Here is a 26222-nt window from a genome sequence, read left to right as displayed (position 1 = left end):
CCCCACACCCCTCGCGCGGTCGATTCAGCAACCGCGCAACACCTCGAAGGAATCCAGCACCGATGTCCACTCCCCCGGGCTCCGCACACACCTCCCACACCTCACGCGAGATCGCCTCCCAGCCGGACTGCTGGCGCAGGGCGGCCGCCTCGGTCACCGACCACCAGGACGTCCTGCCCCGGCTCGGTGAGCGCGTGGCCGTCGTCGGCTGCGGAACCTCCTGGTTCATGGCCCTGGCCTACGCCGAACTGCGCGAGCGGGCCGGTCAAGGCGAGACGGACTCCTTCGCCGCCTCCCGGTTCCCCGCGGGCCGCCGCTACGACCGCATCGTGGCGCTGACCCGCTCGGGCACCACCACCGAAGTCCTGGACCTCCTGGCCAGGCTGCGCGGGCAGGCGCCGGTCACCGCCGTCACCGCCGACGCAGGCACCCCGGTGGCCGACGTTGCCGACGGCGTCATCGAACTCGCCTACGCCGACGAGAAGTCGGTCGTGCAGACCAGGTTCGCCACGACGACACTCGCCCTTCTGCGTGCCCACCTGGAGAGCGGCGGCCCGCTGCCCCGGGGAGTGCGTACGATCGCGCAGGCCGCCGCGGACGCCGAACGGGCCGTGGCCGCACCGCTGCCCGAGGAGATGTGCGCAGCGGAGCAGATCACCTTCCTGGGCGATGGCTGGGCCTACGGCCTTGCGCTGGAGGCGGGGCTGAAGATGCGGGAGGCGGCCGGCGCCTGGACGGAGGCATACCCGGCGATGGAGTACCGCCACGGCCCCATCAGCATCGCCCGCCCCGGCCGCGGCACCTGGGTCTTCGGCCCCGCACCGCACGGCCTCGCGGACGACGTCGCCCGTACCGGCGTCGCCTATGTCGCCGAATCCGGCGACGCGGCCGGCGATCTGGACCCGCTGTCCGACCTCGTACGGGCCCAGCGCCTGGCCGTCCACCTGGCCGGCGCACGGGGGCTCGACCCGGACCGGCCCCGTGCCCTGAGCCGCTCCGTGGTGCTGGCCGGCGCGCATGCCTGAGCATGCCGGCAGCCGCACCTGCGTGATCGCTCTGGACGTCGGCGGCACGTCGATGAAGGGCGCGCTCCTCGACCGCACCATGCGGCCGCTGGCGACCCTGCGCAGCTCGACCCCGCGGCGCCAAGGCCATGAAGCCACGGTGGACGCGATCACCTGGTTGCTGCGCGACCTGGCGGGGGCGGCGGTCGGCATCGGCGTGGAACCCGTCGCCGCGGGCATCGTGGTCCCGGGCATCGTCGACGAGCCCACGCAGCGCGCGGTGCACTCGGTCAACCTCGGCTGGTACGACCTGCCCCTGGCCGCGGTACTCACGGACGCGACGGGACTCCCGGTCCGGATCGGCCACGACGTCCGCGCCGGCGGCACGGCGGAGAGCAGGCTCGGCGCAGCCCGCGGCTTCGACGACGCCCTCTTCGTGGCCATCGGCACGGGAATCTCCGCCGCCCTCCTGGTCGAAGGCCGTCCGCTCCGTGCGTGCGGATACGCCGGAGAAATCGGACACCTGACGGTCGCCCCCGGAGCCGAGCAGTGCGCGTGCGGCATGAGGGGCTGCCTGGAGGCGGTGGCCTCGGCCCGCGCGATCGCCGCCGCCTACGCCGCCCGGTCTGGGCATGAGGTCGAGGGGGCCGAGGAGGTCGCGGCTCTCGTGGCGCGTGCCGATCCGGTGGCGTGCCGTGTGTGGGAGCGCGCCGTCGAGGCGCTGGCGGAAGCATTCGCCGCGTGCGCCGCGGTCCTCGCTCCGGAAGTGATCGTGGTCGGCGGGGGCCTGTCCCAGGCCGGCGGCCTCCTGATCGACCCCCTGCGCATCGCGCTGGACCGCCGCCTGAGCTGTCACCGGCGACCGGAGCTGGTCCGGGCGGCTCTCGGGGAGCAGGCCGGCTGCCTCGGAGCCGGCCTGCTCGGCTGGGAAGCCGCCGACGCCGACCCAGCGGCCGGCAGGCCGGTCGAGCTGGTGGCCGACCCGGCCGGAGGAGCACTGTGATCCTCACGGTCACCCTGAACGCCGCCCTGGACGTCACCTACTTCGTCGACGAGGTGACCCCCCATGCCTCCCACCGCGTCACGCAGCCCGTCGAGCGGGCCGGCGGCAAGGGCATCAACGTGGCGCGGGTCCTGGCGGCACTGCGCCACCCGGTGCTCGCCACGGGTCTGGTGGGAGGGACGACCGGCCGGATCCTCCGCGAGGACCTGCGGGCGTCCGGCCTCAAGGACGCACTGGTCCCCGTACGGGGTGAATCCCGCAAGACCATCACCGTCGTCTCCGAACGCAACGGGGACGCCACCGTGTTCAACCCGCCCGGGCCGCACGTCGACCCGCAGTCATGGCGGGCCTTCACACGGCGGTTCGCCGAACTCGCCGCCCGGGCCGACGTCGTCGTTCTTGCCGGCAGCCTCCCGCCGGGTCTGCCGTGCGACAGTTACGCCGGACTGCTGGCGACGGCCCGTGACGCCGGGGCCGTGACCGTCCTCGACACCAGCGGCGCCGCCCTGCTCGCCGCGCTGGACGCCGGCCCGGACGTGATCAAGCCGAACGCGGCGGAGATCCGCGAAGTCACCGGACGGTCCGATGTCGCCGACGCGGCCGCGGAACTCCAGGCGCGCGGCGCTCGGACGGTCGTCGCCTCCGACGGCCCCCAGGGCCTGCACGCCGTCACCCCGGAGGGGCGCTACCGCACCCTTCCGCCCGCCCAGCTGCGCGGCAACCCGACCGGCGCGGGTGACGCCTGCGTCGCCGCGCTCGCAGCCGGTCTCGCGACGGGCCTGCCCTGGCCAGACCTCCTGCGGGACGCCGTCGCGCTGTCCGCGGCCGCCGTCCCGGCACCCCTCGCGGGCGACTTCCTCCGCGACCTCTACGACCAGTTCCGTACGACCGCAACCGTGAGTGTGGAGAGGCCCCATGCCGCTGACAGCCACTGACGACATCATCGGCCCCGCGTACGCCCTGAACCGGGGGGTCGGAGCGTTCAACGTCGTCCAGCTCGAGCACGCCGAAGCCATCGTGGACGGAGCACACCGGGCGAACCTGCCCGTGATCCTCCAGATCAGCGAGAACACCATCCGCTACCACGGCTCCCTCGCACCGATCGGCCGCGCCGCACTCGCTCTGGCCGAGCAGGCGACGGTGCCCGTGGCCGTGCATCTGGACCACGCCGAGTCCGAGGACCTGGTGCACGAAGCCGTTCGCCTCGGCTTCACCTCCGTGATGTTCGACGCCTCCAAGCTGCCGTACGGGCAGAACGTCGCGGCCACCCGGGCGGTCACCGAGTACGGGCACCGGGCCGACGTTCTCGTCGAGGCGGAGCTGGGCGAGGTAGGCGGCAAGAACGGCGCGCACGCCCCCGGTGTCCGCACCGACCCCGCGGAGGCCCGGGAGTTCGCCGCGGCGACCGCGGTGGACTGCCTGGCAGTGGCGGTCGGCAGCTCCCACGCGATGGCCACCCGCGACGCCGTACTGGACTTCGACCTGATCGCGCGGCTGCGCAGCGCCACCCGCGTGCCGCTGGTCCTCCACGGTTCGTCGGGCGTCTCGGACGCGGACCTCGCCAAAGCCGTGTCGGCGGGGATGACGAAGGTCAACATCTCCACCCACCTCAACGGCATCTTCTCCGCGACCGTCCGGCGGGAACTCCACCGTCAGCCCGCGGTCAGCGACTCCCGCAAGTACCTCGGCCCGGCCCGTGAGGAGGTCGCGGCGGAAGTCGCGCGCCTCCTGAACGTTCTGGCGGGCGTCTGAGGACCCGCCCCCCACACTGCTCCGCGCCCCGTGTCGTCCTGCCCCGGGGCGCGGAGCACCCCACTCGGGCCGCCTCGCAGCAGTCCCGAGCACAACCGCCGTCCCCAAGGACGACGGACCGTCAAGGGAGCCGCCCCACTAGGCTCCTCCCATCAGGGAGTACCCGTGATCACTCCTCGAAGCAGACTGGCCGGCGCATTCGCCGCCGCCGCGCTGGTCATCTCCGGCGGCAGCACGCTGATGATGCCCTCGGCATCCGCAGCGTCGACCGCCCCTGTCCCCGCCCCCGCCACCTACTCCGTCACCGTTGGCGCCAAGGGCTCCTGGACACACCCTGACGACACCCCCGCCGGCACCTACGTCGACAAGGACGGCACGTTCTACTTCCAGCAGGCCCACGCGCTCTACGGCGCCGACGATCCCCGCAAGTGGACGTTCTTCACCGGGCCGAACCTGGACACCGCCACCCGGTCCGTCGCCATCAGCGACGCGGTCAACCCGGCCAACTCCAACGACCGCAACAACGACACCACCTGGCGCTGCAACAACAGCCCCACCGGGCTCCAAGCGACACCCGCCCCGGCGGGTTCGAGCTATGCACACCGGAACTACTGTGACCTCGCCGGCGTCTGGGTCGACCCGGACACCGGCGACTGGTACGGACTCGTGCACAACGAGTTCACCCCGCAGCCGTTCACCGACGGCCTGCACTACGACGGCATCGACTACGCGGTCTCCAAGGACCAGGGCCGCACGTGGACCATCAAGGACCACGTCATCACCTCGCACTACAGCACCGAGCGCGGGGACGACGCCGCCTTCCCGCAGCAGACCTTCCACTACGGCACCGGTGACCAGCGGCTGTTCGTCGACACCGGGTCCGGTTACTTCTACGCCTTCTACGGCTCCCGGATCGTGAACAAGGGCGGCGGCTGGGCCGCGTTCTACGGGCACGTCGCCCGCGCTCCGATATCGGCGAAGCTGGCGCCCGGCTCCTGGCAGAAGTGGTACGACGGCGCCTGGTCCGAGCCCGGCCTGGGCGGCCGCGAGAGCAACATGGTGCCCGTCGGCTCCGGCAGCGCGACCGGATACACCCCGCCGTCGAAGGAGTACGACCCGGCCAACAGCGGCTCCGTGAGCCAGCAGGTCGCCGCCGGCCTGATGCCCCCGACGTCCCCGCTGTTCGTCATGGACATCACCTACAACGCCCACCTCGGCCTGTACATCGGCCAGCCCCAGGCGGTCGACCAGAGCGGCAACGCCTCCCAGGAGATCTACGCCACCGCTGACTTGACCACCCAGAAGTGGTTCCGTCTCGGCGACACGGGCAGCTACAAGAACGCCTCCTGGTACCGCTGGTTCCTCGACAGCGGCAACAAGACCAGCTCCACCATCGTGGGCAAGAACTTCCGCTCGTACTGCTCCTTCGGCTGCTCCAACGGAGCCAGTAGCGAGTACGTCAACCTCGCGATCGACACGACCGAGCCCGCCGCGCCGGTCGACACCTCCAAGGCCTACCGCATCGGCAGCGCGGGCGGCCGGGTCCTGGCCCAGGTTTCCGGCAGCTCGGCCACCACGTCGAGCGCCGCCGCCACCGGCTCCGGCCTCGAGTCGTGGACTTTCGCCTCGAACGGCGACGGCTCGTACCGCATCGCCAACTCCGGCACCGGTCAGCTCCTCGGGGTGGGCGCTGCCTCGACGGCGACCCGCGCCTGGGGCACCAAGCCCACCGTCACCGCGGCGGGAACCGGCGGACCCACGGTCGGCCAGCAGTGGTTCGTCATACGCGGCACCTCGCCCGTCGATGGCGCCTCCACCGGCACATACAAGATCGTCAATCGGTACAGCGGCCTCGTCATCGGCCTCTCCGCGGACTCCACCCGCCTTGCCGAAACCACCCCCACCCGCAGCTGGACCAACACCACCGGCAACGCGGTCGGCGGCACCCGCACGGCCGGCGAGCAGACCCTGACACTGATCCCGATCGCCCAAGTCCCCGAAACGGTGATGGTCACCAATCCGGGCAACCAGGCCGGCACCGTGAACAAGGCCGTCTCCCTCCAGGTCGTGGCAACCGACTCCCTCGGCAAGCCCGTGACCTTCACGGCGACCGGCCTGCCGACCGGGTTGAGCATCAGCTCCAGCGGCCTGATCACCGGCACTCCCACCGCCGCCGGCGCCTCGACCGTGACGGTCACAGCAGCCTCCGGCACCGCCGGGGGCACGGCCACGTTCACCTGGGCGGTCACAGCCTCCCTCGACGGAGTCCACACCCTCACCGCCGGGGGCAAGGCACTCGACAACCCAGGCCACAGCACTACCCCCGGCACCCAGCTCATCACCTGGTCACCCAACGGCGGTGCCAACCAGAGCTGGACGTTCACTCAACAGACCGACGGCACGTACCAGCTCAAGAACAGCGAGTCCGGCCTCTGCGCCGACGTCGAAGGAGGCTCCACCAGCCCCGGCGCGAAGATCGTCCAGTGGACCTGCAGCAACGGCGCCAACCAGCGCTGGAACATCACGCGGCAGGCGAACGGCACCCACACCGTCGCCTCCGCCTGGAGCGGACTGCTCCTGACCACCGCTTCCTCCGCCAATGGCGCACTGGTCACCCAGCAGCCCGACACCGGCACCACGCTCCAGCAGTGGACCGTCAACTGATGCCACTACGGCCGCCGCGGCCTTGACCGGCCTGCCGGGGTCCCGGCCCCCACCCGGGACCCCGGCAGGTCTTCCCAAGCACACGGCGACTGACGGCCGCGGCTGGAGCCACGTCACCCAGCTCCCGGCCCGCCCCCCTCAGGCGCTCTGCCACCGGCAGGGAACGAGTAACGACCGTCATCCGGGACTCGGCCAGCAGGCGCGCGGCGGCCGTGGACGAGCAGATCGCCAATACAGGACGGTGCCGTGCAGGGCACGGCTGATAAAGCCGTGCCTACGATGGAGAACGCTCCAGCCCCGACAGTTGCGATGCCCGCGCCGAGGCGTTGTCACCGGGTGGCTATCCGAGCCAAACGATGTTCAGGACGGTCAGGCGGTGCAGGGGTCTGTTGACCCAGTAGGTGAGGGACAGCCTGCCGACCGACGCGTAGCGCACGTCCTCGCCTTCGGGGTCGTCGGCGTTCCACTGCCCGAACCCCCATGGGTTGACCGCGGCGGCGTCCAAGACGTCCCACACAGTGTCCTCTGCGTGCTCGGGCAGGGTGTCGAGAACCTTCGCAGCCGGCGCGGAGAAGCGGACCGCGTGCGGTTGCCCGGTCACCGGCGCCTTCCCCGCAGCTCTGCCATGTCAATCGTCTCGCCGTCGTCGTAGCCGGAGGCGACGAACGCGTCGACCGCCGGGGCATGGGCGAGGCGACCCTGCCAGTCCTGGACGACCTCGTACAGACCGGCGAGGGAGAACGTCCGGCGCGACTCCTCCAGCGCTGCCGTCCACTCCCGCTCGAAGGCCGGCACCCACTGCGGCGCACGCCGGTCGGCACGCAGCTGGGCGAGGAGTTCAGCCGGGGCACCGGGCGCGGGCGCATACGACGGGATGGGCGTGTGCTCAGGCTGAGCGCTCATGATCGTCCTCCAGGAAGTCCTGTTGCCCCACGCTAGTACTGCCGCTGCCATCAGGGTCCCGATTCAGGTGCGGCTGTTACATCACTGTGCCGCCGGATTCGGCGTACGCCACCGGGTCCGTGAGCAGTTTCCGCCGGTGACGCTCCTGATGCTCTGCACCCCTCGGTGGATTCGCTCTGGCGAGGGAACCCGGGTGCCAGTCGGCATGGCGGAACGAAGTCGGCGACGAAATGGGTCAGCAGTGCGGACTTGGTCACCGAACCCGTGAAGGGCGGGGACGGCCATGGACCAGCAGAGGGCCTTGACGGAAATGCCGGAGTAGCGGCACTTAGTACTGCAACGGTCTTTTTCGTGATGGTTTGTCGGCTTCGGGTGGTGTGTGGCCGCGTCGTTTGTAGTGGCTGATGCGGGCCTGGAACTGTCGTCGTCGGCGCCAGTGTGACCAGTGGAGGACATGGTCGACGGGTGCCGGGCGACGGTGGGCGAGGCGGTGGATCAGGCGTCGGAGTTCGGGGAGGGTGAGGGGTATGAGCCGGGAGGATCCGTTTCTGCTTTCCCGGTGTCGAGTTCGCGGGCCCGCAGGACGGTATGGCAGGCATGGGCCGCCATCGCCAGGGTCATGTGGCGGTGCCAGCCGTCGTAGCGGCGGACCTGGTAGTCGTCCAGGCCGCACTCCTGCTTCGCACTCTGGAAGCATTCCTCGACCGCCCAGCGGCTTCCCGCGATGCGGATCAGTTCGTCCAGGGTGGTTTCGGCTGGGCAGTAGGCGATGTAGTAGGAGATCTCGTCCGGCCGGCGGACGCTTCGGCGGGCGATCACCCAGTGCCGGCGGTCCTCGCGATGCCAGGGACGGACCTCGACCCTCGCCCAGTCGTAGACCCTGGGGCCGTGGGCGCCGTCGCCGCAGGAACGGCGCTTCCACTTCTGCCTCGGCAGCCCGGGAAACAGGTCGTGAACGGGATGATCCATGGCCCAGCGGGAGACGACGGTGTCATGGCGGGTGGTCGCCATGACATGGAAGACATCCGCCCGCTCCAGCTCGGTCCGCCAGCCTTTGGAGAAGCCGTAGGCGGCGTCCGCGGTCACCCACCGGAACGGAATCCGGTCCGTGATGGCCCGGCGGACCATGGCCTTGGCCATCACCACCTTCGTCTCGAAGGCGACTGTTTCGTCGATGCCAGCCGCCCGGCACCGTTCCCGGTCATCCGTCCATGACGTGGGCAGATACAGGCGCCGGTCGATCAACGTGCGGCCCCGGCCGCCGGCATAGGCGAGGAACACCCCGATCTGGGAATTCTCCGTCCGCCCTGCGGTCCCGGAGTACTGACGCTGGACGCCGGCCGAGCGGACACCCTTCTTCAGGAACCCGGTGTCATCCACGATCAGCACTGCGTCCGGATCGCCGAGATGCTCGACGATATAGTCCCGCACATCGTCCAGGACCTCATCGGCGTTCCAGTCGATCCGGTTCAACAGTCGGTGAATCCGGTCCGGACCCGTATGCCCGGCTTCTTCCGCGAGCGTCCAGCCGTTCTTCCGCTCCAGCGGAGCCATCAGCCCCCGCATATAGGCAAGAGCCGACTCCCGCGGCTCCGACCTGGAAAAACGGTGCACGAACCGCTCATGCAACAAGTTCAGTTCACCAGCCCACGACCGGGCATCAGCAAGCTCCCCACCCATGAACCGACCAACGACCGAACTGCCCAACCGTCACGGCAAACACCGTTGCAGTACTAGGACGACATCGAGGCCCACAGACCGGCAAAGTCCAGCGGGGCGAACGCCCTTCTCAGGGAGACGGTGCAGATCCTGGTGGGCAGCGTTGCGGGCTCGCTCTGCCGTCGGCCCGCCTCTACGGCCTCACCCCGCTCCTGTGCCAAGCCGTCGGCACCATCAGCGCCCGCAGCACACCGGTGGCCGGGCAACCTTGAGAGGGGGCTGGGCAAGCCCAAGCGGAGCCTGGGCAAGCCCCTTGCCCACGGCTTGCCGCCTACGGCCCGTCGCGCCCTGGGCCCAGGACGTCGGCGTAGACCCGGGCCGGCACGCCTGGCTCGCCGGGGTGCCGGCGCACCGGGCCAACGCCTGATGCTCTTCCAGCGCGGCCATGACGGCCCGGACGGGTGTCCTCGTCCCCGCCGGTGATGTCCAGGACCACCAGGCCGGGCTCCGTGATGTGCTGCTCGTCGATCGGCTTCATGACTGCTGCGACGGCACGACGGAGCCCGGAGGTTCGCCAGCGGCGACGGCGCCATCCCTACGAGGGAGCACCCCAGCTCGCCTGCACGCTCAGGCCTTCTGTGTCACCTGCCCCAGCGCTCAGAGGCGCACTGTGTGCCTGTGTCGGCTCCCTACATGACAAGTCGCGTGGTCTTTTGAGCAGGTCAGGGGCTTGACATCTGCCGACGACTGCTCGTCACCAGTCGTGTCTTCCCGTCGTTGTCAGGGTGATCGCACACCTGGCATTCCGGAGAGGGAGATCACGTGCTTCGTTCGACCATGGGCCGTGTGGTGGCCGCTGTTCTCTGTACGGCGTCGCTCGCCGCTGTGCAGACGGGGTCGGCCTACGCCGCCGACCGGACCGACAAGAAGATCTCCTTCAGCTTCCAGCGGGAGATGGAGACCCGTACCTGGAAGCAGAAGCGTGGTTCGACCTCCTTCACGGTGACTTGGTGCCGGGAGCGGGAGACGTTCTACGTCGAGCTACGGCGCTCGGTGATCGGGTCGGACATCAAGCTGGAGGGGCACACGTTGACTTGCGAGAGGGGAAAGAGGGCGTTTTTCACGGCCCACGACGACGGGACCTACTACTTCTACCTGAACAAGTTGCACGACTATGAGTGGGTCGAGGGCAACGCGACGATCGGCTACCCGAGCTGATGCACGGAGAATCCGCACGTACTGGTCACCCGGATCACCAGAGTCACCACCGGCCCGGCCGGCGCGGCCCACACCCGTGACAGCCTCCACCCGGTCGGCCCCCTCACGGCCATCGGCGACGCTTCCCGGGAGCAGCCGTTCTTCCTGGTCGTTCCCTAGCCCCGCTCCCGCGCGCGGAGTCCTGGCCGTATGTTCCGCGCCGGGGCCCCGCGGAGTGCGGGGCGGCCCTTGGTGCTTGGCGCTGCGGGACGCCGTCGGCAGCTCTTACAGATCGGTGTACGGGGGGATGACGCGGACGAGGGCGATCAGGTGCAGGCGGGGCAGTGGCAGGGCGTAGAACCAGCCGTCGGCCAGGAGCGGGATGCGGCGGAGGCCGCCGGGCACGCCTCGGCGGGAGCCTTCGCCAGGTTTCGGTCTCGGCCGAAGCGGAGCCGGGTCGGTTGACAACGGACGGGCCGCCCTGGATCGAGGCCTTCCCCCGCAGGGACGGGGCGCGGTCCTCAGGAGGGACCCAGCTGTGCGAGCCGCCGTCCATCTCGTCGCTGCCGGCGGTCAGCAGCAGTCGCATCGGCATCGAACAGGATCCGCAGCCGATGGCCATCGGGCCCGTTGACGCCCAGCTCGGAAAGCCGCCGACCCTCCAGCCGGGCGGGATCGACAGTAACTGGGGGCGTCAGGGCCGTGTTCGGCCGCCTGGGCGGCGTACCGTGCGCCGGTGCCGGTGCCGGCGATCAGAGAGGCGGGCAGCGTGTCGTCCTCCGCCCAGGGATGGGTGTCCACCTCTTCGGGATGCAGGACACACGGCTCGGGGAGTTCGTGCCCCCATCGCAGCATGGGGACCTACGGATTCCTGAGACTGCCCGGCGCCTGGTCCGAGACCACGGGCATGACCGGCTACCTCCACATCCCGGGTCACTCGGGCGGTGACCCAGGTCACCGCCCGCCGGTTTCGGGCGTGAGCACTCCCTCGGCCTGCCGCCGCCGGACACCTGGCCCTCACGTGCAAGACCGTCACAAAAATGGACATGAACGAAGCCTGCCCGATGTAGCCTCGAACCGAAGCGAAGTAGTTGTTCCGAAGAGTGGAGGGGCAGCATGGAGCTCGCGTTATCGGTGACCGCATCGGTCCCGGACGACACCGGCAGCTGGACAGCATCCGCCGCCGCGCTGGCGGACCTGCGTCGCTGGCTGCAGCGCCATCCCGAGCTGCGCGAACAGCTGGGCCGTGCGCAGTCCGCAGAGCCGGGGGCCGGTGAGATGGGAGCGGTCGGCGAACTGCTGCCCGTCCTGCTCGCACCAGGCGGCCTGACGGCGGCCCTGGGCGCCGCTCTTGTGGCCTGGCTGCAGAGCCGGCGCGGCAGCCAGACCGTCACCGTCACACTGCCCGACGCCACGCAGATCACGGTGAGTTCCGAGAACGTCCGCGGTCTGAACGCGCAGGATTCGGGCGACATCGCCCGGCAGATCGCCGCAGCCCTGAACGGAGGGCAGCAGGCCATCGCGGTCCCGCCCGAACCAGGGCACCGGTCCCCGGAGGCGACCCCGGGCACGGTCTAAGCCGTGGCGCCGCTGGAGAGGACGGCCGGCAACCTGTCCGGCCCGGACTGCCGAGCCGTCGTGATCGGGACCGCCCGACACCCATCAGACGCACCATTGCCCGGCCTGCCCGCCGCCACCCGGTCCGCTCAAGCCCTGGCCGAAACACTCCACACGGCCTGCGGAATGCCCCGCGAGAACATCCAACTGCTGCTGAATCCCGCCGCGTCAACCGACGCACTGGTGGCCGTCCGGCGGGCGATCGAGGAGGCAGAGCGCGGCATCGTCCTGTTCTGTTTCGTAGGACACGGCTTGCTCGGCCCCGAGGACCGCCTGTACCTGGCCACCTCGGCCACGACTTCCGCCGACGACACCGTGCGAGCCATCCCGTACGCCGAGATCCGCAACCAGCTGAGCGCGGCCCCGGTACGCCCCGTCGTGATCCTCGACTGCTGCTTCTCCGGCCTCGCCGAGGCGGCCGCCCACGACCGACGGCGGGACCCGTATGTCTCTGCGCGGCCGTCGGGCAGCTACCTGCTCACCTCGGCGACGCACTACGCCAGTTCCTTCGCACCCGAGGGCGACGCGCATACCCTCTTCACCGGGGAACTGCTGGAGTTGCTCACCGACGGCGCCGACGACGGGCCGCCGCGCTTCACCCTGGCCGACCTCTACCGCCACCTCGACCAGCGGCTGCACCACAGCGGCGCCCGCCCCCACGCCGACAGCGTCGGCCGGATGGGGGACCTGGTCCTCGCACTGAACCCCGGCTACGCCCCGCCGCCCGACCCGGCCGTCCCGGCGGCCCTGACAGCGGACAAGAGCCCCTGCCCCTACCCGGGGATGCGACCGTTCCTCCCCGAAGAGCGGGGCTCCTTCTTCGGCCGCGACGACCTCGTGCGCGCGCTGACAGCCCGGGTTGGGCCCACCGCGGCGCCGGGCCCCGTGGTTCTCGTCGGGCCCTCCGGTGTCGGTAAGTCCTCGCTGCTCCAAGCGGCCCTGTCCGCGCCCACCACGGAACGCGGACCGGTCCTCTTCGTCCCGGCCCCGGGCGCCCGCCCCTTCCGGGAACTGGTCACACGCTGGGCGGGGGCCGTAGGGAGGCCCTTCGTCGAGGTGGCCACGGAGCTGGGAGAGGGCCGTTTCCCCGCGCCCGCAGACGGCACGAGGGCGCCGGACGTACTCGTGGTGGACCAGTTGGAGGAGCTGTTCACGCACCGCGAGGACGCCGAGGAGTACCGGCTGTTCATACGCGCCGTCGCCGCCCAGGACCCCGCGCATGCACCCCGGGTGGTCCTCGCCCTGCGCGCCGACTACTACGCGCACTGTCTGCGTGACCCCCTGCTCGGCCCGCTCGTACGCGAGGGGCAGTTCACCGTACCGTCCATGAGCGACAGCGAACTGCGTCAGGCCATCGAAGGCCCTGCCCGCCAGGCCGGCCTGACGTTGGAGCCCGCACTGCCCGACCTCCTGCTCCGGGAACTGCGGGAACAGAACGCCGACACGGCCGAGGTCGTGGCCCTGCCCTTCCTGGCCCACACGCTCCAACAGACCTGGACAAGACGTCAGGCCGGCAGACTCACCCTGGCCGGCTATTACGCCACCGGCGGTATCCGCGGATCGGTCGCACGCACTGCGGACCGCATCCACGCGTCCGCCACCGCTGCCGAACAGGCCGCACTACGACGCCTGTTGCTGCGCATGGTCCGGCTGGTGGACGAGGAGGGCAAGGCCGTTCGCCGCCGCATGAGCGTGGAGGACCTGACAGCGGCCCCCGACCAGGAAGGACGATGCCGGCACCGGGCGCTTCTGACCCGGCTGGTGGAGGAACGGCTCGTCGTCGTCGACGATATGGGCCGCGCCCAGCTCTGCCACGACTCGCTGCTCCACGCGTGGTCAACCCTGCACGAGTGGATAAAAGAGGACCTGGACGCGCTGTTGGTCCGCCGCCGCCTGGGCGAATCCGCCGACGCGTGGGCGGCCGCCGGGCGCTCCGGCAGCGGCCTGTACTCCCGCAAGCACCTTGCCGCCGTACAGGCCACCACAGCCGCCGATCCCCAGGGAAGCGAACTGCGCCAGGTCGACCGCGATTTCCTGGCCGCGAGCATCACGGCCGAACGGCGTGGCCGGACCCGGGTGCGAGCAGTCATCGGGGTCGTCGGCATACTGGTGATGACCTTGGCAGGAGCGCTGCTGTGGGGCACCTGGGTCGATGCGGAGGTTCGCCGCAAGGAGACCCTGGAACTTGCCCGGCAGCTCGTGGCCAGGGCGGACGACATGCGCGCGAAGGACCCGCAGACGGCGCTCCGCCTCAGCCTGGCCGCCTACCGGCTGGCCAAGACCCCCGAGACCCGGTCGGGCCTGTACACCGCCTACACCACTCTCACGCCGACCACCTTCCAGGGCACCCACCAGCCCGTCCTCAAACTCGCCTACGGCGCCGACGGACACACTCTGGCGGCAAGTCTGAAGGGCGGGGAGGTGGCGTTGTGGCGGCTGGCCGACAGCTCGGGGACCGGGCAGGAGCCCGTGCAGGCCGCCGCCCTGCGCCTGGACGACAGCGCCGCCATCGTCTTCCACCCCCATCGCCCGCTGCTGGTTACACAGACCCGGACGCGGCTCGGAGTGTGGAACGTGGCCGACCCGGCCCGGCCACGTCGGCTCGCAGACGTTCCCACGCCCGGCGGGCAGGTCTACGACGCACGGATCAGCCCGGACGGCACCCTGCTCGCCACTGGAGCCGAGGACGGCGCGCTGCGGCTGTGGGACATCGCCGACCCGGCACGCCCGGCCCTCCGCGCCACGCGTGACGAGGCCGATACAAATCTGATCTCGCTCTCCTTCCATCACGACGGTCGGCTCCTGGCGGCCGGAAACGGTATCCCGGCCGACGGCCGTCCCGCCGAGGTCCGGCTCTGGGACGTCGGCGACCCCGCGCAGCCCGTCCTCCTCGACACCGGGCACGCCGACTCTGTGATGACCGTCGCTTTTCACCCCAAGAGCGACATCCTGGCGGCCGCCGGAGCCGGAGGCCTGTACGGCTGGACAGTGGGAGCGGACCAGAAGCTCACTCCGGTGGCCCCTCCCGCGATCCCCGGACGGCGTTGGACCACTCACACGATCCCGTCCATGGTCTTTGCACCCGACGGGCTGACCCTGGCGGCGGCCGACTCGGCGAGCGGGCACGTCCTGACCTGTATCGCTGTGGAGAGGGTCAAACCGGACAAGGACATCTGTAGCGGCGAGGAGGATCCCGAGGCTGGCGAGAAAGTGCAATCGGTGGCCTACAGCCCGGACAGCGCTGCCTTCGCCGCAGGCGATTTCCAGGGGGAGGTAAGGATCTGGCCCACACGGCCCGACGCCACGAGGCTGCCGGGCGAGCTCGGCAGCCCCGACCCCGGCACCAGTCCCTTCAGTGACGACGGCTCCTTGGTCGTCACCCGCTCCTACCCGTCCACGCGGCAGAAAGAGATCCGCGTATGGGACGTCCGCCACCCCGACGCTCCGCGGCTGCGCTTCCAGGTGCCCGACCCCTGGGAGGCCCGGTACTTCCTGCCGAAGCACCCCAAGCCCGGTCTCCTCAGCCATCGCTGGACCGAGAACACCAAGGACCACGTCTTTCGAGTGTGGGAATTCGAGGGCCCCGAAGGGGCACCTGTGCCCGGTGCGGACATCCCGTTCACTGCCTCCGATGTCCTCACCGGCGTCAGCGAGGACGGCCGGCTCCTCGCCGTCGGGGACCAGAACACGGGACATGTCGACCTGTGGGACCTGCAGGATGCGCTGCACCCCGTACGCCGTTCCGAGATGCAGGTAGCGCTGCAGCTGAGCAAGGGCATCCTGTGGTTTCTGGACGCCACGACCCTGGCTGTACTGAAGGGCGATGACCTTCAACTCTGGGACCTCTCGGACCCATCCCACCCCAAGGAAGGCGCCGTGCTTCCCGGAGGCGGCCAGATGGACGGTTCGGCGTACTTCCGTTCCGCGCACATCCTGATGACCGAGGCCACTGGCGGCACCCTTCAGCTGTGGGACCTGTCCGAGCCGGCCCATCCGCGCAAGGCCAAACGGCTCCCCGCCGCAAGCGGCGGCTACTACCCGGCGGGGGAACACCGTCTGGTCACCGCTCTGGGCAGCGGGCTCGTCCAGTTCTGGGACATCCGCGATCCTTACCGCCCTCACGAGTACGACAGCCGCAGGCTGGACCAAGGCGTCAAGAGCCTTTCCGGCGACTCCGACCACCGGTGGGCGGTGTCAGCACAGCCTTTCCAGCTGTGGCAGGTGGGCGGGGACGGCCGCTGGGGCGCCCAGCCCTTCGCCACGTTCAGTCAGGCACGGCAAGTTGACCTCCTCCCCGGACAGCCCTACGCGGCAGTGAAGAAAGAGGACGGGAGCAGCGGCGCGTACTCCTCGACCTATTTGCTGGAACTGGACCCGGACAAGGTCTACCAGCGCATGTGCACCAGCCATCCCGGCAGCGTCACCCGGGAGCAGTGGCGCGACCTTTTCCCCGACCTGGAGCCGCGTTCTTCCTGCGGTTCCCCACCTCACTCGAAGTGAACTGTGCGAAGAAATCCTTGCACCGTGCCGGAGGCCGAGGTATCCGGTCGAACCGCCACCTTCGGGCAGTTCCGCCCAGCCGCCGCAGCACCGCGTCCATGGCTTGGACCAGGTGCGGGAAGGTCTCCGCCTCCGCGAGCACGGCTCGCCATCGTCCCGAGTGGGCCAGGGCGCCGACCAGGAGATGTGCGTTGGCGCCGACGCCCCACTCTGCGGGCGGGTCCGGGAGCTCGACCCAGTCGAACTGGATCTCCTCACCCGGAGGATGCGCGATGATCTCCACGTCGCGGCCGCTCGAAGCCCGGCATGGTTCGCAGTGGGGTCGCGCTTTGTATCGCCGCAGGGCCCGGGTGAAAGTTGAGTAGCCGCCCGAATAGCCGAGTTCCACCACTTCGTCGAAAAGTCCATGCCTCATGCAAGCGCAGTGGGACCGCCTGCGCCCAGGGGTTAACGGCGCCCGACTTCAGCGTGCGCCGCGGAGCAGGAGGTCAAGGATCGGGCCGGCCCACGTCTGGGCGTTGTTGAAGCGGGGGAGGTCGTGGGCGTCGAGGGTGCCCAGGTAAGGCCCACGCGTGCAGGGGACAACCCCGGTGGGTCAGCGGCGGGCGGCCCCAGGTGTCGTAAGGCCCACGCGTGCAGGGGACAACCGGTGTGCTCACTGGATCCCTCCCCCGGATCTCGGTGCCGTCGATGATCCCGGTCTGTCCGCTGGCGCCGAGGTAGTCGATGACTTCGGCGAGGGTGCGGAGCCGGGCGCCGGTGGCGATCGTGCAGCCGCGGGTTGCGAGCAGCGGCCGCACCTCGCCGATAGCGGGGGTGATCGTGGATCGGGCGACACCAAACCAGCAGGCCAGCACGTCGTGAGTGGCACCGTGGCGAAGGTGGACGAGCGTGGCCAGGAGCCGGTCCACAAAGACCAACTGGTGCTTTGCGCCGGCGGGCCCGCTTACGTGGCCTGGACTCCAGTCTCGCCTGGTGGCGTTCCTGCCATAACGGACCGATCTCGGCGACGAGTTCGGCGATCACACCGGCCGACAGACCTGTGATCCGCCGATCGCTGGTGATCGACGCACGAGACCCGTTCCCCACCACATGAACATGATCGAGGATCAAGATCGATCGTCACACCCCCAACCATGCACGAGCTCGTTAGTCAGCACCTCCCGCATAGCGGGGGAACCTCATGTCGCACTGCCTGGCCTGGCCGGTCCGGTTCCGGGCTGCTTGGTCATTCCGGTCAAACATGCGCAGTCTTTCAGTCAAGCTTGACCGCATTCTTTTCAATCATGACAGCGTTGCGATCTCAACTGACCCTAAACACTGTGGAGTTAATGTCCATGCCAAGGTTCAGATCCAGGGTGGCAGCAGTCCTCGGCTCCGCACTCCTCGCCTTCGCCGGTATCTCGACAGCGGAAGCCGCACCCGCCGCCCCGTGGAACCCGGTGTCCAACGCCAGTGCGGCCCCTAAAACGCTTACCGCGGATGTGTGGACCCCCGCCCGCATGGAGGCTGCGATCCCGGCTGATAATGCCCGGCACATATCCGCGCCTGCCAAGGACCAGCCATCAGCGGCCCCCCGTCGGACCCCGTTATCGGTCACCCCGGCCGGGCCCAAGGCCGTGCAGCAGCCCGTGCCAGCGACCCAGGCCGGCGACACTGCGACCGGCCCTACGCTCGCGGCCACCGTCAACGCGTCGACCTTGGTGGGCAAGGTCTTCTATCATAATCCCGCAAACGGCAACGACTACGTCTGTTCGGGCTCCTCGGTGAACAGTGCCGCCCAGAACGTGGTCCTCACCGCCGGGCACTGCGTCTACGACGGCGCCTGGATGACCAACTGGATCTTCGTTCCCTACTACGACCACGGCGCACGCCCCTACGGCACGTGGTACGCGGCCAACATGACCACCTTCAACGGCTGGACGCAGAATCACTACCGCGAGTACGACGTCGCCTTCGTGAACGTGTGGAACAACGCCGACACCCTGGGCCACACGGTAGGCGGTGAGGGCCTGCGCACATGGGGCTCCATCCCCCAGGCCGTCCTGGGAGTGACCGCCCTTGGCTACCCCGCGGAGGCTCCGTACGACGGCCAGTGGCAGTACTACTGCCTGGGCAGTGCCACCCTGGACACCAGCGACAACACGCTCGGCATGCCCTGCCCGCTGAACGGCGGCAGCAGCGGCGGTCCCTGGCTCCAGAACTACGACAACGCCACCGGGCTCGGCTACGCCGTGGGCATCAACGAGTCGACCTCCGGCAGCACTCTCTACAGCTCGCCCTTCACCTCGGCTGTGAGCAACCTCTACAGTCTTGTACAGGACGACGTCTATTCCTGACCCCCTCGGATGCCGGGAGTTAAACCGCATGCCGACCAAGCGGACCGCCCTGCTCCTCACCATCCTCCTGCTGGCCGTCGGCTGCGGGCGGGCTACCAGCACGGCGGGCGACTGCCCTCCCTCCTCACCCCCCGCGGCGGCCGACCAGGCAACGAGCCGGCCCGTCACCGACGACCCGTCGGCCGTCGCCTCGTACTGGACCGACGAACGCATGCACAGTGCCAAGCCCGCCCCCATGCCGTCCAAACCGGAGCCGACCTGCGGCCACTGACTCCGCCTCGGATACGGCGCGGCAGAACGCGGACACGAGATGGTCCCGGACCCATCGGGTCCGGGACCATCTCGTGTCCATGTCGCCGGGGCGGGCTGCTTTGTCCTACGCGGGACCCTGGTCCGGGACAGCTACTGGCCACACCCCACCGGAATTACCCGTGCGTAAAGTTCCGCAGGCCACGACTGTCCGGTGGTTCCACGACCACTCTGGGTGTATGCATGACTTCAGACTCGGGCCTGTGCCGCCGGTACGCCTGCCCGGACACGCTGGCTGGGGGAGCCGCCCGTCAAGAAGCCTCACTCCAGCGGTGGTATCGGACGTCGCCGCATCCAGCTGGCTTTCTCGGTGTGCTTGGCCCACCTCCTCCGACCTGAGCCCTTGTTCGACTCCGGTCGGGGCTGGCCCCAGCGGGCTACCGTGAGCACGTCGCGGGTGGGGCCGCTCCAAGCCGGAACTGCCGGTGTCTGGTCTGGGCGGGTCTGACTCGGGCCGGTTGGCGGCGAGAAAGCCATCCAGCCGCCACGACCGCCAATCCGGCGAACCTATGCGGTCACAGCACTAGAGTGTCGCAGCGACGCCTCACTTAGCGGACCTGGTCACATGACGGCATGGCAGACTCCGCCCCAGCGACCTCGTCTCGCACCTGGTGGTTCGCAGCAGCCGCCGCCCTCCTGATCGCCGGATTCCTCTGGCTTCTCTGGAAGGGCCCCTGGTTTCTCGACAGAGCGCACCTCAACGGGGCCACACCCGGGGTGGCGTCGGTCGTGACCGGCTTCCGCACGGCAGTCGTGGCGGTCGGGGCGGGCATTGTGGCTGGCATCGGCCTGGTCCTCAGCCACCGCACGTTCCAGCACACGCGTGCGAACGACCGGGTCCAGGCCGAGCTCACACGCGGCACTCTCGAAATCACCCGCGGCACTCTGGAGCACGCGCAGGTCCGCGACAGCGAGCAGGCCGAACTCACGCGCGAGGGCCAGGTTACCGACCGCTTCACCAGGGCAATCAGTCAGCTGGCCTCGGAACGAGATGTGGAGACGCTGGGCGGCGTTTACGCGTTGGAGCGGATCATGGGGGACTCCGAGAAGGACCACCCCACTGTCGTGGAGGTCCTTGCCTCGTTCGTCCGCTACCACGCCCCGGCCGGAAGGGACCCTGGCATGCCCGTGACCAATCGTCCGCGGCCGACGGAAGCGGTCCAGGCAGCACTGACCGTCCTGGCGCGCCGCCCGAAGCGCCATGAGCCGTTCTATATCGACCTCCGCGGCACCGACCTGCGCCACGCAGACCTGAATACCGGAAACCTCGCTAACGCACAGCTCTCGGAAAGCGACCTCCGCAACGCCAACCTGACCAGCGCCAACCTGCACAACGCCAACCTCGCCCGGTCCGACCTGCGGGGCGCCGTCCTCCGGGACTCGGACATGAAGGGGGCAATCACCTTCCAGGCATCCCTTAGCGGTACCTACATGGCCGGCGTGGAAGGCCTTACCGCGGAACAGGTCGTTGCTGCATTCCCGTCCGACACCACGGAGCTTCCCCCGAACCTGGCAGCCAACCAGGAAGTCCAGGAACGGATCTTCGACCTTGAAATGGAGCAGCATGCCAGAGGCGCCCGCGAGGCTGCCGCCGAGCACCCTCCGCCGGACGCTCCACACACGGATCCCCCTCAGCGTGACCGCCAGCAGGCTTCCGGCCGAGGAAGTCAGGCAGCCAGGCGCGCCGCGAGGTGACACGACTCTGAGTCCCCAAGCACGCCTGATGCAGTCGTGCTCGACTCCCTGGGGTGAACTGCGGTTGTCAGCCTGCCCGCCCCAAAGCCCTTGCCAACGAACATAGTCCGCCCTGGTCAGCGCACCGCCGTCGGCTACCTTCGCTGACAAAGGACAGTCGTGTACATCTGCCGTCGGAACTCGGGTTCTGGCCCAACTTCCGTGATCCGCACCCCTGGGTGACGCATTGGATGCCTGATGGGCTGTGGGCCGATGCTCCCGTGAGAGGTGCGGCCAGGCACTCACCGGGAGGAAGTTCAGAGCAATCCAGGTCATTGCCAGGGTTTGAAAAGCCACTTCGGGCATTTCTCGGTGCGGGCCTGGTAGACGACGGGGGTGCCGTTGCGGTGTTTCCCGCCCGCCACACCGACGCAGTGCACGTCGCCGATCTCGAAGCGGTCCCCGTGTCCTTCCAGCCCCCACTCTGTGTTCAGGTTCTGGTCCGAGCAGTCCGCCTGCATGATGTCGCCACCCAGTTCGAAGCGGTCCCCGGTCAGGACCAGGCACTTGTCGCTGTGCTGCACCCGGAGCTTGACGAAGAGGATGTGATTGGTCTGCTGGCTGGCCGGCCGGTCCTCCAACTGCCCGACAGGGGTGTCGAGGCCGTCTGTGACCCGCCACCGCTGGTCCGTGATTCCCAGGCAGTCCCACAGGACTACATCCGCGCCGGAGTGCTGGGAGGATCCCGGGACGGCCAGGCATTTGCCGTCCGGACTGCGGATCTCGTAGTACTGCACGGAAGCGTGAGCTGGGCCCGCAGCCAGGGCACCCATGGCCAGGGACTGCGCGGCGATGATCCCGAAGGCTGCGGCCACGCGGGCCGCGGGACGCCGGGGTATGCGGGTCATGGGTCCTCCTTCGGTCATATGGGATACCTAAAGCCGACGCTAGTCGCCCTCCGGGGGCCACCAGGCCTCAGGTGCGTCCATTCGGGTGACCCGGTGTTGGCCTCTGCTTTCGCCTGCTTCCGGCATCTCCAGGTAGGAGGCCTACTCAGAGCACAATACGAAGATCAACAATTACAGAGCGTTGATGCACCACAGAACTTGAGCCAGAACCGGAACTCGTGAACAGAACCAGGCGACCTTCCACGACGCATTCTTCAAGCAGTGCGGTCAAGGAGCTCGGGCCCGGCGGCCGTGGTCTGGCGCGGCGGAAGGTGGGTGAGGCCAGCCTTCTCGGCGCGGGCCCGAGCCAGGGCGCGGGCTTCCGACGTTCCCCTGGCCCGTTCCCGTTCCTTCTGCTCGCGAAGGCGCTGGGCCTCGGCCCGCCCCTGGGCGAAGGAGCTCTCGGGCTCGAGGATCCGGGTGCGGATCTGCTCGCGTGCGGCGTGGACGATCCGGGCGTCCACGGGGCCGCTGCGACGGTGGGCGCGGTGTTGGGCGATGGCCTCCAGGTAGCCCGCGGGCTGCTCGTAGGGCTCTGCCCGCGGCGGGGCCGGGTTCGGGGCCGCGGCCGCACTGCGGGGTGTGCCGGCCGGGCGCGGGGCGGCGGGGGCGGTGCCGGGCGGCAGGATGCGGATGCTGCGGACGGCGGTGGCGGAGCCCATGACCTGGTTGGCGGCGTCGATGAGCTGGCGGGTGCGGAGCCGGACGGCGGTGGCATAGGGGGAGGAGGAGGGGCGTACGGCGAGTTCACCGGTTTCGGGGTCGTAGCCGGCGAGGGCGACGTGGCCGGTGAGGTCGGTGACCACGGTCGGCCATTCGTCGGCCAGCGATCCGCCGGCGGAGGGCAGTTCCCAGGCCCGGTCGGTGACGAGGTTGGCGAGGAGGGCTGCGAATCCGATCGGCTCACGGCCGTCCGGCTATCACCACACGCTGATCATGTGAGAGCTTCCGCAGTTGCCCGGCGTCCAGCCTCTGGTGCGCCGCACGGAGTGCCTCGCCAAGCTCGGCCAGGCCGTGCGCTTCCTTCGGCCGGCTGCGGGCCAGCAGCGCGGCCGTCCACGCCGCGAGCGTCGGCTTGCGCAGTGCCGCGATCGCCGCGGCGAGCTGTCTGTCTCCGGTCTTCCGGGCCCGGGCCGCGTACTCATCCCGGGCCGCGGTGAACTCCGCCGGACGCAGCGCCCGCAACTCCGACTCCACCGACTCCACATCCATGCCCGCCAGTCTCCCGCCCACAGCCCAGCCGGGCCGTGCACGTCGCCGTGTCCCAGCACTCTTTAGCCAGCGCTGGAATCCGAGACGATCAGAGGGCCGCTTCGTCTTCGTCGTCGCCCTCCTCGGGCAGGATGTTGCCGTCTTCGTCAAGCACGGGGTGAATCTGGCCGGGATCGTGTCCGTTGGTGTCCGTGGGGCGTGGCTCCTCGGGGCCGTCGGGGCCCCAGCGCACCAGGCGCCGGACACGGCCGATCAGATACACGCTGTCCCCGACTTCGAGGCGGTTGACGAGTCCGGCCCGGAGCCGGTCGGCTGCCTCGGCGCAGGTGGCCAGCTGCCCGGCTGCGGTGCCCGAAGTGTGGCCGGCGGCGGTGAGGGTGCGGGCGTCTGCGGTGTCGTCGGCATCGAAGGGGATCAGGCCCTGCATCCGGGGCCACGCCCAGGTCAGGGCGAAGTCCAGGGACCGGCGCGCGTCGTGTGCGCTGGCGTGCGGGCCGCTGACCGGCTTCCACCCTCTGTCGGTCTTCTCCACCACGGTGAACGTCGCGGGCAGGAGCAGGACGTCCGGGTGGGTCTCCAGGGCTCGCTGCGAGTCGGCGAGGACCATGGCGGGGTAGCGGGTACCGGCGTAGGACAGGTCGCGCAGCGCCAGCCGTTCCGCGGCCTGCATCGGGGTGACCGGCGCGTCGGGATCCAGCACCAGACCGGCGTCGATCTCCGCCCGCCGGGCGCCGCGCGTCCAGTCGGGGGCGGCTGGCTCCGGGTCGGTCGGCCGGGGCTCCTCAATGCCCGTCGGACCCGAACCGGCGTACTCCTCGGCCCGCACGATGCGGTACCGGGTGCCGGCCACGGTGAGGTCGTCGACGCGCTCACCCTCCAGGCGGGCCACCGCCGCCAGCAGCGCGCACCGCTCCTGCCGGTCGCGCGCCTCGTCCTTCGCCCGGAACCACAGCAGCGAGTTCAGGCTGTCCCGTGCCTGCTGCGGGCAGCCGGCCGTCACGGGACGGACCACCGACCAGCCCGGTCCGCCGCGGACGTCCTGCGCGGCCACTCCGAACAGCGGTCCCCTCACGGCCAGATCGGCCAGCTGCTTCGCAGCATCGGCGGCATCCGCTTCCACGACCGCCTCGACCGGATCGACCGGTACCCGTACCACCACCGGCCGGGCGCCGCCCGGTCCCATATCACGCTGCTCCATGCCCACATCCTGCCCACCCGAGGAGACCGCCGGGACGCTTTCGCCGGGATCAGCAACGCGAGAGCCATCTGCACTTGCCGCAAGCCCGCCACGGGGAATCCGAACCCATACGGTCCTGGAATCGCGGTCCGCCACCTGCTGGACTGGCTCCCGATGGCCATCATGGAACTGCTGCGCGCGCACCGGTTCGCACTCGACGTCACTCCTGTCCAGGTCGAGGTTCTTCAGCGGTATGCCACCGCCGCCAGGTGCGGCTTCGACTTCGCCTTGGGCTACATGACGGCCGTGCACCGCGTCTGGGAACGTGGCCGCGACCGGCTGGTGGCCGAGGGGATGAGCCGTGCCGAAGCCAACAAGAAGGCCCCCAGGGTCCAGGTGCCTTCAGCGTTCCAGGCACAGGCCTGGTTCCGCGAAGTCAAAGGCCAGCCGTTCATCGGCCCGCTGCCGGAAGGAGAGGAGGGCAAGGAACCGTTCCCGTGGTGGGAAGGCGTGAGCAGCAGGGCGTACTACACCGCGTTCGACGATGCCTCGACCGCGTTCAGAAACTGGCGGGCCTCGGCGGCCGGCCAGCGCGCCGGGGCCCGCGTCGGGTACCCGCGATTCAAGCGGCGCGGCGGACGCGAGCGCTTCCGCCTGGTCCACAACGTGAAGAAGCCTGAGATCAGATTCACCGGCCCCCGCCGTCTGCGGATCCCCGGGGGTGGCGGGCAGGCCGCGTTCACCGTCCGGCTGCACCAGTCCGCCCGGGACCTGGTCCGCCGCATCAGCGCCGGCACAGCGGTGATCACCTCGGTGACCGTGTCCCGCGAGGGCCACCGCTGGCATGCGTCCGTGCTGTGCCGGGTTGAGCAGAGCATCCCCGACCGGCCGACTCGCCGCCAGGTGGCCGCTGGCCGTATCGGCGCCGACCTGGGCGTCAGCACACTGGCAACCTTCTCCGACCCGCTCACCCTCCACTCCCACGCCCGGGCCGTCGAAGCAGTCGACAATCCCCGCCATCTGGAAAACACCCGCCGGAAGCTGGCCCGCGCCCAACGCGTCATGGCCCGCCGTTACGTTCGCGGTGCCGCCCAGCAGTCGAAGGGATACCTCGAAGCCCGGGACCGCGTCGCCAAACTCCACGCGCAGCTGTCCGCCCGCCGGGCACATGCTCTGCACCTCATCTCCAAGCGCCTGGTCCAGCAGTACGCCGAAGTGGCCCTGGAGACCCTGAACACCAAAGGCATGGTGGCCTCGGCCAAAGGAACCACGGAAAGGCCGGGCCGCAATGTACGCCAGAAAGCCGGCCTCAACCGCGGCATTCTGGACGCCGCGTTCGGCGAGCTGAATCGGCAGATCGAGTACAAGGCCCTCTCGTACGGCGCCCGAATCGCCCGGGTCTCGACGTACTTCCCGTCCTCCAAGACGTGCTCCGGCTGCGGATGGATCAACCAGGAGCAGACCCTGAAGGACCGGCAGTTCCACTGCCGCGACTGCGGGCTGGTACTCGACAGAGACCGCAACGCCGCCCGCAACATCAAAGCAAATGCCACATCCACCGGATATGGTTCGAAACAGACCCCTGGAGAGGGGCTGTAATGCCCGTGGACCACTAGTAAGTCCCGGTCGGCACCCAGGTGCCGGCAAGGCAAGCGGGAAGAAGCGGGAAGGCCCGAACAGGCCATCTAGGGCAGTAATGCCCTAGCCGTCCCTATATATCCATAGCGTGCAGGCATAGGAAGAATGCCGGAACCAGCGGAAGTGATGCCGCAACGACAACCGCCGCAAAACTGCAGCAGGTCAGCCAGGGTCCGGCCCGTACGCGCAGGGATGGTCCCATCCATCCGCCCTTGAGTCCGCCGCGGTGGGTGTCCGGCCCGTACGCGCAGGGATGGTCCCGCGCCGCCGGTCACGTCGGCGAAGGCGTCGCCGTCCGGCCCGTACGCGCAGGGATGGTCCCGCGTCGGCGGCGCGGATCAGGTCGAGGCGGTAGTCCGGCCCGTACGCGCAGGGATGGTCCCGCGAACGCGCCGTTGCCGAGCGGGACAGGGTCGTCCGGCCCGGACGCGCAGGGATGGTCCCAGGCGCTCCATCTCGGCAAACAGGCGGGCTCGTTCCGGCCCGTACGCGCAGGGACGGTCCCGCGAGGGGTATGCAATGGGACCCGAGGGGCTAGTGACCTGAGTCAGAGGTTTGTCGTTGGTTTGGGTATGAGTCGTCCTGGTCCGAAGATTCCGCCGTTGTCGGTCACTGATGCCCAGCGTG

At 69.7% G+C, this 26222-nt stretch carries 21 protein-coding genes; 12 read left to right on the top strand and 9 right to left on the bottom strand.

Features of this window, described 5'->3' with window-relative positions; translation table 11 throughout:
- Positions 1 to 62 precede the first annotated feature (62 nt).
- The 5 genes from ACZ5D2_RS38505 (at position 63) to ACZ5D2_RS38485 (ending at position 6423) form a co-directional block, all read left to right on the top strand.
- Positions 63 to 1025, top strand: a complete 963-nt coding sequence (locus ACZ5D2_RS38505; RefSeq protein ID WP_285543965.1) for an SIS domain-containing protein — start codon at positions 63 to 65, stop codon at positions 1023 to 1025.
- Positions 1018 to 2007 (top strand): ROK family protein, encoded by a 990-nt coding sequence (locus tag ACZ5D2_RS38500; RefSeq protein ID WP_371681035.1) that lies wholly within the window; start codon positions 1018 to 1020, stop codon positions 2005 to 2007. The genes ACZ5D2_RS38505 and ACZ5D2_RS38500 overlap by 8 nt, the downstream gene beginning before the upstream one ends.
- Positions 2004 to 2942, top strand: coding sequence for a 1-phosphofructokinase family hexose kinase (locus ACZ5D2_RS38495; protein WP_468936080.1), 939 nt, complete (start codon positions 2004 to 2006; stop codon positions 2940 to 2942). The genes ACZ5D2_RS38500 and ACZ5D2_RS38495 overlap by 4 nt, the downstream gene beginning before the upstream one ends.
- Complete coding sequence (locus ACZ5D2_RS38490; protein ID WP_030241667.1) at positions 2923 to 3759, top strand: class II fructose-bisphosphate aldolase; 837 nt, start codon at positions 2923 to 2925, stop codon at positions 3757 to 3759. Before ACZ5D2_RS38495 ends, ACZ5D2_RS38490 begins: the two co-directional genes overlap by 20 nt.
- A gap of 165 nt (positions 3760 to 3924) precedes the next feature.
- Entirely contained in the window at positions 3925 to 6423 is a 2499-nt protein-coding gene (locus ACZ5D2_RS38485; protein ID WP_468936078.1) for an RICIN domain-containing protein, read from the top strand.
- Between the two features lie 340 nt (positions 6424 to 6763).
- On the opposite strand, the gene ACZ5D2_RS38480 is transcribed toward ACZ5D2_RS38485, so the two are convergent.
- The 4 genes from ACZ5D2_RS38480 to ACZ5D2_RS38465 form a co-directional block, all read right to left on the bottom strand.
- A complete protein-coding gene (locus ACZ5D2_RS38480) occupies positions 6764 to 7024 on the bottom strand; it encodes a hypothetical protein (RefSeq protein ID WP_030241655.1) in 261 nt (86 codons plus the stop codon).
- The gene (locus tag ACZ5D2_RS38475; protein ID WP_285529438.1) at positions 7021 to 7326 is read right to left on the bottom strand and encodes a DUF6247 family protein; all 306 of its coding nucleotides are present in this window, start codon (positions 7324 to 7326) and stop codon (positions 7021 to 7023) included. The genes ACZ5D2_RS38480 and ACZ5D2_RS38475 overlap by 4 nt, the downstream gene beginning before the upstream one ends.
- A gap of 495 nt (positions 7327 to 7821) precedes the next feature.
- Positions 7822 to 9006, bottom strand: coding sequence for an IS701 family transposase (locus ACZ5D2_RS38470; protein ID WP_468936074.1), 1185 nt, complete (start codon positions 9004 to 9006; stop codon positions 7822 to 7824).
- 310 nt (positions 9007 to 9316) lie between these two features.
- Entirely contained in the window at positions 9317 to 9523 is a 207-nt protein-coding gene (locus ACZ5D2_RS38465; RefSeq protein WP_371681031.1) for a DUF6207 family protein, read from the bottom strand.
- 284 nt (positions 9524 to 9807) lie between these two features.
- On the opposite strand from ACZ5D2_RS38465, the gene ACZ5D2_RS38460 reads away from it, so the two are divergent.
- The 3 genes from ACZ5D2_RS38460 (at position 9808) to ACZ5D2_RS38450 (ending at position 16299) form a co-directional block, all read left to right on the top strand.
- Complete coding sequence (locus ACZ5D2_RS38460) at positions 9808 to 10203, top strand: hypothetical protein (RefSeq protein ID WP_371681029.1); 396 nt, start codon at positions 9808 to 9810, stop codon at positions 10201 to 10203.
- A 1095-nt stretch (positions 10204 to 11298) separates the two neighbouring features.
- Positions 11299 to 11760 (top strand): effector-associated constant component EACC1, encoded by a 462-nt coding sequence (locus ACZ5D2_RS38455; RefSeq protein WP_371681028.1) that lies wholly within the window; start codon positions 11299 to 11301, stop codon positions 11758 to 11760.
- 3 nt (positions 11761 to 11763) lie between these two features.
- Positions 11764 to 16299, top strand: a complete 4536-nt coding sequence (locus ACZ5D2_RS38450; RefSeq protein WP_468936069.1) for a caspase, EACC1-associated type — start codon at positions 11764 to 11766, stop codon at positions 16297 to 16299.
- A 488-nt stretch (positions 16300 to 16787) separates the two neighbouring features.
- Here ACZ5D2_RS38450 and ACZ5D2_RS38445 read toward each other — a convergent pair whose 3' ends face one another.
- Positions 16788 to 17210 (bottom strand): helix-turn-helix domain-containing protein, encoded by a 423-nt coding sequence (locus ACZ5D2_RS38445; protein WP_371681026.1) that lies wholly within the window; start codon positions 17208 to 17210, stop codon positions 16788 to 16790.
- Positions 17211 to 17930: 720 nt separating this feature from the next.
- On the opposite strand from ACZ5D2_RS38445, the gene ACZ5D2_RS38440 reads away from it, so the two are divergent.
- From ACZ5D2_RS38440 to ACZ5D2_RS38430, 3 genes are all read left to right on the top strand, one after another.
- Positions 17931 to 18638 carry a trypsin-like serine peptidase gene (locus ACZ5D2_RS38440; protein ID WP_468936067.1) on the top strand — a complete coding sequence of 236 codons (708 nt, stop codon included), beginning with the start codon at positions 17931 to 17933 and terminating at the stop codon, positions 18636 to 18638.
- Between the two features lie 28 nt (positions 18639 to 18666).
- On the top strand, positions 18667 to 18909 hold the full coding sequence (locus ACZ5D2_RS38435; protein ID WP_371681023.1) for a hypothetical protein: 243 nt from the start codon (positions 18667 to 18669) through the stop codon (positions 18907 to 18909).
- A gap of 611 nt (positions 18910 to 19520) precedes the next feature.
- Complete coding sequence (locus ACZ5D2_RS38430; RefSeq protein ID WP_468936063.1) at positions 19521 to 20642, top strand: pentapeptide repeat-containing protein; 1122 nt, start codon at positions 19521 to 19523, stop codon at positions 20640 to 20642.
- A 311-nt stretch (positions 20643 to 20953) separates the two neighbouring features.
- Here the strand turns inward: ACZ5D2_RS38430 and ACZ5D2_RS38425 are convergent, their stop codons facing one another.
- From ACZ5D2_RS38425 to ACZ5D2_RS38410, 4 genes are all read right to left on the bottom strand, one after another.
- The gene (locus ACZ5D2_RS38425; protein WP_468936060.1) at positions 20954 to 21529 is read right to left on the bottom strand and encodes an RICIN domain-containing protein; all 576 of its coding nucleotides are present in this window, start codon (positions 21527 to 21529) and stop codon (positions 20954 to 20956) included.
- 254 nt (positions 21530 to 21783) lie between these two features.
- A complete protein-coding gene (locus ACZ5D2_RS38420; RefSeq protein ID WP_468936105.1) occupies positions 21784 to 22467 on the bottom strand; it encodes a DciA family protein in 684 nt (227 codons plus the stop codon).
- A gap of 4 nt (positions 22468 to 22471) precedes the next feature.
- Positions 22472 to 22780 carry a hypothetical protein gene (locus ACZ5D2_RS38415; protein ID WP_371681019.1) on the bottom strand — a complete coding sequence of 103 codons (309 nt, stop codon included), beginning with the start codon at positions 22778 to 22780 and terminating at the stop codon, positions 22472 to 22474.
- 88 nt (positions 22781 to 22868) lie between these two features.
- Entirely contained in the window at positions 22869 to 23978 is a 1110-nt protein-coding gene (locus tag ACZ5D2_RS38410) for a DUF5954 family protein (protein ID WP_371681018.1), read from the bottom strand.
- Between the two features lie 153 nt (positions 23979 to 24131).
- Here ACZ5D2_RS38410 and ACZ5D2_RS38405 point away from each other — a divergent pair, with 153 nt between their 5' ends.
- Positions 24132 to 25556: an RNA-guided endonuclease InsQ/TnpB family protein gene (locus ACZ5D2_RS38405; protein WP_371681017.1), complete on the top strand. Its 1425-nt coding sequence runs from the start codon at positions 24132 to 24134 to the stop codon at positions 25554 to 25556.
- Positions 25557 to 26222 lie beyond the last annotated feature (666 nt).

The organism is Streptomyces sp. NPDC031479 (assembly GCF_055581065.1).
This window is presented reverse-complemented; position numbering and strand designations above follow the sequence as displayed.